Origin of the sequence: Nocardioides sp., assembly GCF_031422975.1 — a bacterium.
In the GTDB taxonomy this organism is placed as follows: Bacteria; Actinomycetota; Actinomycetes; order Propionibacteriales; family Nocardioidaceae; genus Nocardioides.
On record NZ_JANPEO010000162.1, the window covers coordinates 1 to 5500 of the forward strand.

Here is a 5500-nt window from a genome sequence, read left to right on the forward strand (position 1 = left end):
CTGGTCGTCGCTGCCCTTCGCGGTGCCCCCGCTGCACGCGGACAGGGCAAGGGTGCCGGCAAGGGCCAGTGCGAGAGGGACGCCTGCGGCGCGCGCGATCATGCGATCAGCCTTGCACATCAGGCATCCGCGGCAGGCTCATCTGTGGCCGCGTCCACCGCCCGGTCCTTGAGCAGTACGGCGACCGGACCCGCGACAGCGGCGATGGCCTGTGGCCCCGGGATGCCCGAGCCGTCGCGCCGACCGGTCGCCGCGGGCAGTTCGATCGGCGCACCGCTCGCGGCAGCCGCGCGCGCCGGCGCCGATCCGGCCCAGGCCGTGACCAGGGTGTCCTCCCCCTTGAGGAACCGGTGGCAGCGCACCCCTCCGGTGGCGCGGCCCTTGGCGGGGTACTCGCTGAACGGGGTCACCTTGACCGCCCCGGCCTCGGTGCCGGGCAGCGCGGTCGAGGCGCCAGAGGCGGTGACGACGACCGACTCGTCGCTGTCGATCACGCCGAACCAGGCGACTCGCTCTCCGGGCGTCAGCCTGACGCCGGCGATGCCACCGCCGGAGCGGCCCTGGGGGCGTACGCCGTCGGCGCCGAAGTGCAGCAACTGGGCGTCGGAGGTGATGAAGCAGAGCGTCTCGTTGCCGGTGCTCAGCTCGATCGCCCCGACCACCTCGTCGTCGTCCTTGAGCCCGATCACGTCCCAGTCGTCCCTGCCGATCACTTCGGGGTTGACCCGCTTGACCACGCCGTCGCGGGTGCCGAGCGCGAGCCCGGGCCCCTCGGTGGCCAGCGAGGTCAGCGCCAGTGCGCGCTCGCCGTCGTCGAGGGAGAGCAGCTCGCTGAGCGGATATCCGCCTTGGAGGTGGGGGTCGTTGGCGGAGTCGGGAAGCGTGGGCAGGTCCAGCACGCCCACCTTGATCAGCCGGCCGCGCGAGGTCAGGACGCCGATCTCTCCGCGCACGGTGGAGCGCACCGCAGAGGTGATCACGTCGTGGTTGGCCCGCGACTCGCCGTGGCCGGGCAGGGTCGCGCCCGAGGTGCGGGCCACGAGACCGCTGGAGGAGAGGTAGACGAAGCAGGGGTCGTCGGCGACCTCAAGAGATGCCGCGGTGACGGTGGTGCCGGCCGAGGCGAGCAGGACGGTGCGCCGCGGGGTGCCGTAGGTCTTGGCGACCTCGGCGAGCTCGTCGGAGACGACCTTGCGCAACAGCAACTCGTCGTTGATGATCGCGTCGAGCTGCTCGATGATCCGCTTCAGCTCGTCCTGGCGCTTCTCCAGTTCGAGCCGGGAGTACTTCGTCAACCGGCGCAGAGCCATGTCGAGGATGTACGTCGCCTGCACGTCGCTGAGGTCGAAGACGTCCATCAGCCGTTCCTTGGCCTCCGATGCGTTCTCGCTCGAGCGGATCAGCTGGATGACCTCGTCGATGTCGAGGATCGCGATGAGCAGTCCCTCGACCAGGTGCAGCTCGTCGGCGGCCTTGTTGCGGCGGAATACCGACCTGCGGCGTACGACGTCGAACCGGTGCTGGAGGAAGACCTCCAGCAGCTCCTTGAGCCCGAGCGTGCGGGGCTGTCCGTCGACCAGCGCGACGGTGTTGATGCCGAAGGAGTCCTCCATCGGCGTCATCTTGTAGAGCTGCTCGAGGAGCGCCTCGGGGACGAAGCCGTTCTTCACCTCGATCACCAGACGCAGGCCGTGGCTGCGGTCGGTGAGGTCCTTGAGGTCGGCGATGCCCTGGATCTTCTTGGCCAGCACGAGCGCCTTGATCCGCTCGATCACCCGCTCGGTGCCGACGCCGTAGGGGAGCTCTGTGACCACGATGCCCTTGCGGCGGGCCGTGACCGACTCGACCCGGGCGGTGGCGCGCATCCTGAACGTGCCGCGGCCGGTCTCGTAGGCGTCGCGGACGCCGTCGAGGCCGACGATCTTGCCGCCGGTGGGCAGGTCGGGGCCGGGGATGAAGCGCATCAGGTCGTCGAGGCCGGCGCCCGGGTGCGTGATCAGGTGTCGCAGGGCCTGCACGACCTCGACCAGGTTGTGGGGAGCGATGTTGGTCGCCATCCCGACTGCGATGCCGGTGGTGCCGTTGACGATCAGGTTGGGGATCGCCGCCGGCAACACGGTCGGCTCGGTCTCGCGCGAGTCGTAGTTGGGCTTGAAGTCGACGGTGTCCTCGTCGATCGAGGCCGTCATGGCCACGGCGGCGGGCAGCATCCGGCATTCCGTGTATCGCATCGCCGCCGGAGAGTCGTCGGGCGACCCGAAATTGCCGTGGCCGTCGATGAACGGCACCCGCAGCGACCACGGCTGAGCCATCCGGACGAGCGCGTCATAGATGGCGGTGTCGCCGTGGGGGTGCAGCTTGCCCATGACCTCGCCGACCACGCGGGCGCTCTTGACGTGCCCGCGGTCGGGCCGCAGGTTCATGTCGTCCATCGTGTAGAGGATCCGGCGATGCACCGGCTTGAGGCCGTCGCGGGCATCGGGCAGGGCCCGGGAGTAGATGACGCTGTAGGCGTACTCGAGGAACGAGGAGCGCATCTCGTCACCGACATCGATGTCGAGGATGTGCTCCTCGAAGTCGTCGGGGAGGGGTTGCTTGGTGGTACGGCGAGCCATGGTGGCATTCTCCCGGTCGGTCGCTGGTTCGGGCAGGGGGCTCGCCGGGGGACCCACGCTTCGGCGCTCGATCGCGACTCGGAGCGGACCAGAGCCCTGTAGATTTCCGGGCGTGACCTCCAGCGAAGCCGAGACGAGCACCCCGCCGCCCCGGCACTGGGAGGCGGACGTGCTGCTGCGGGATGGCAAGACGGCGCACATCCGCCCGATCCAGCCCGAGGACGCCGAGCTGCTGGTGGAGTTCTACGAGCGGGTCTCCGACGAATCGAAGTACTACCGCTTCTTCTCCCCGATGCCGCACCTGTCCGAGCGCGACGTCAAGCGGTTCACCCAGGTCGACTACGTCAACCGGGTCGCGCTGGTCCTCACCAGCGCCGGCGCGATGATCGCCGTCGGCCGCTTCGACATGGTCGAGCCGGGCAGGGCCGAGGTCGCCTTCCTCGTGGAGGACGGCCACCAGGGTCGAGGCATCGGGCAGTTGCTGCTGGAGCACCTCGCCCAGGCCGGCCGCGAGCGCGGCATCGAGCGGTTCGTCGCCGAGGTGCTGCCCGACAACCAGGCGATGATCCACACCTTCAAGGAGGCCGGCTACCGGGTCGCCAGCCAGTACGACGAAGGCGTGATGGAGCTCGAGTTCAGCATCGACCCCACCGACACCGCGATCGGCGTGATGGCACAGCGCGAGCACCGCGCCGAGTCGGCATCCATCGAGCGCTTCTTCCGCCCCCGCTCGGTCGCCGTCATCGGCGCCAGCCGCCGCCAGGACACCATCGGCCAGGCGCTGGTGCGCAATCTCGTCACCGGCGACTTCACCGGTCGGGTCTATGTCGTCAACCCGAGTGCCGATGCGGTGTCGGGCATGCCCGCCTACAAGACCGTCGGGGACATCCCCGGCGACGTCGACGTCGCCATCGTGGCCGTGCCTGCCGAGGCGGTGCAGGACGTCGTCCTCGACTGCGCGGCCAAGGGCGTGCACGGACTCGTCGTGATCTCCTCCGGCTTCGCGGAGACCGGCGAGGAAGGACGGGTCCGGCAGCGGCGGCTCGTCGGCCTGTCCCGGTCCTACGGCCTGCGTCTCATCGGTCCCAACGCCCTCGGCGTGATCAACACCGACCCCGAGGTCAGCCTCAACGCGTCGCTGTCGTCGCTGATGCCGCCCCGGGGTCGGGCAGGCTTCTTCTGCCAGTCCGGCGCCCTCGGCTCGGCGATCCTGGAGAAGGTCAACAACCGGGGCCTGGGTCTGTCGACCTTCGTCAGCGCCGGCAACCGCGCCGACGTCTCGGGCAACGACCTGCTGCAGTACTGGCTCGAGGACGACGCGACCGAGGTGGTGCTGCTCTACCTCGAGTCCATCGGCAACCCGCGCAAGTTCTCCCGCATCGCGCGGCGGGTCAGCCGCCGCAAGCCGATCATCGCGGTCCGCTCCGGTCGCAGCAGCCAGGGCGTGCCGATGGGCCACGCGGTCCGCAAGATCGCCGCGCCCGGGCAGGCCGTCGACGCCATGTTCCGGCAGGCCGGCGTCATCCAGGTGGACACGCTCGAGGAGATGTTCGACGTCGCCCAGCTGCTCGCCCACCAGCCGCTGCCGCGTGGTCGCCGGGTCGCCATCGTCGGCAACTCCGACGCGCTCGGCCTGCTCGCGGCCGACGCCGCCACCGGCGTCGGGCTGGTCGTCAACAAGCAGGTCGCCCTCGGTGCCGACGCCGGCGCCGAGGACTTCGAGGACGCCCTCGACGCGGCCATCGACGATCCCGAGGTCGACGCCGTGGCCGCGATCTACATCCCGCCGCTCAATGTCTCCGGCGAGGACGTCGCCAACGTCCTCGCGGCGGTCGGCGAGCAGTCCGACAAGCCCATCGTCTCCACCTTCCTCGGCGCCGAGGGCGTGCCCGAGCTGCTCCGCGTGCCCGACGTCGCCGGCTCGAGCGCCGGCCGGGGATCGGTGCCGTCCTACCCCGCGGTGGAGGCGGCGGTGCGCGCGCTGGCGCGGGTCGTGGAGTACGCCGTGTGGTTGCGCACCCCCGAGAGGTCGGCCCCCGACGAGGACCTCGTCGACCGGCAGGCGGCACGTCGCGTCGTCAACCAGCTGCTGATGGACCACCCCGACGGCCACGACCTGTCCACGCCGGAGCAGTGTCTGCTGTTGGGGGCGTACGGCATCGAGCTGTGGGAGACGCTTCCCGTCTCCTCCCTCAAGGAGGCGACGGCCGCGGGCACGAAGCTCGGGTGGGGCGTCGTGCTCAAGGCCACCGCGCACCACCTGCGTCACCGGCCCGACCTCGCACACGTCCGGCGCAACATCGACACCGCCGCCGAGATGGATGACGCCTGGACGTCGCTCAACGAGCTCATCACCGAACCCGAGTCGGCCGGGTTCGTGGTGCAGAGGAACGCCCCGCCGGGAGTGCCGGTCGGCATCTCGTCGATGGAGGACCCGCTCTTCGGCCCCGTGCTCTCCTTCGGCATCGGTGGACCGCTCACCGAGCTGCTCGGCGACCGGTCGTTCCGGATCCCCCCGCTGGCCGAGCACGACGCGCAGGACATGGTCCGCGAGATCAAGGCGTCGCCGATCCTGTTCGGCTATCGCGGCAGCGAGATCGTCGACGTCACCGAGATCGAGCGGCTCGTGCGCCGGGTGGCACAGATCCAGAACGACCTGCCGCAGGTGCGAGCGCTCGACCTGCCGCTCATCCTGGCCGGGGCGAGCGGCGCGGCCGTGCTCGGCGGCTCGATCCGGATCGCGCCGGTCCTCGACCCCCGCTCCGACTGGTTCGTCCGGCGGCTCTCCACCCCACCGGGCGACACGCTTCCGGACTGAGGCCGCACGGTCCGACTGACTGCCCGGCTGCGCCCGCGACCCGCGTGACAGACTGCGCGCATGCGCA

General features: G+C 70.5%; 2 protein-coding genes. One reads left to right on the forward strand and one right to left on the reverse strand.

The features are described from left to right. Nucleotides 1-119 precede the first annotated feature (119 nt). Nucleotides 120-2615 carry a DNA topoisomerase (ATP-hydrolyzing) gene (locus RMO85_RS05055; RefSeq protein WP_310526878.1) on the reverse strand — a complete coding sequence of 832 codons (2496 nt, stop codon included), beginning with the start codon at nt 2613-2615 and terminating at the stop codon, nt 120-122. A gap of 112 nt (nt 2616-2727) precedes the next feature. Here RMO85_RS05055 and RMO85_RS05060 point away from each other — a divergent pair, with 112 nt between their 5' ends. Further along, complete coding sequence (locus RMO85_RS05060; protein WP_310526890.1) at nt 2728-5433, forward strand: GNAT family N-acetyltransferase; 2706 nt, start codon at nt 2728-2730, stop codon at nt 5431-5433. Nucleotides 5434-5500 lie beyond the last annotated feature (67 nt).